General features: G+C 66.6%; 1 pseudogene. It reads left to right on the forward strand.

Going from position 1 to position 851, the window contains the following annotated elements:
- Positions 1-134: 134 nt before the first annotated feature.
- Positions 135-851, forward strand: a pseudogene (locus SPHV1_RS01760) (conjugal transfer protein TrbI); the annotation flags it as partial.

The raw sequence follows: 851 nt of genomic DNA on the forward strand, positions 1-851 counted from the left end.
GCTTTGTCCAAAACGGACGCTCTCACGGCATCCAATTCGGACAGTTTCAATCCAGCGCGACGGCGCGCGCCAAGTGCAAGGGCATCCGTGCCGCGCGCTGTGGCGTCGTCAAGGCCGGGTAAGGGGGTAGGTTTATGTCTGATGCTGATAGCATGTCGCCGGAAGCCTCGCCGGGCGGTGCAGCGGACGGGAACAGCGGGCGCTTGGTGACGGGAGTTCGCAGGGTCAATAATGCGCCGCTGCTGATCGTCCTCGGCATTGTGGCGCTGTTCATCGCCATCGTGGTGTCGATTATGATTGATCGCTCCTCGGACAATGCGGCGACCAAGGTTCAACCGGCTGTCGGTCAAAGCTCGGCCGATGTTGCGAACAAGGTTGCGGGGACCGCTCCAAGCGGTGCTGCGGAAGTGATGGCGAACGCGCCCCCGCTGCCGCCTGCCGATGGCATCCCGGTCGCGCCGGTCGATCCCAATGCGCCGCCAACCGTCACCGCCTCGCCAGCGCAACCCAACGGCCCCACGGCGGCCGATCTGCGCCGGGCACGCATGGAAGCGATACGCGAAGCACGCCTTGCCCAATTTGGCAGCGCCGTGCGCTCTCCTACCGCCCTGAAATGGCAGGACGGCCGCAATGGGGCATCCTCTGGCGCTGGCGGCATGAGTGGCGGCGCTGATCCGGCAACCCAGCTCGTCGCCCTGCAACAGCAAATGGCCGCTGCAATGGCGCAGGGCCGCCAGCCCTCGGCCTCCGACATTGCCACCCTTACGGCCCTGTCAAACCAAGTGGCCGGGGGAGGAGCCGGAGCCGGGCAGGGTGCCGCCAATGCCCGCCCGCCTGCCAACTANGGCCAG

It is taken from the genome of Novosphingobium sp. KN65.2 (genome assembly GCF_001368935.1).
GTDB lineage: Bacteria > Pseudomonadota > Alphaproteobacteria > Sphingomonadales > Sphingomonadaceae > Novosphingobium > Novosphingobium mathurense.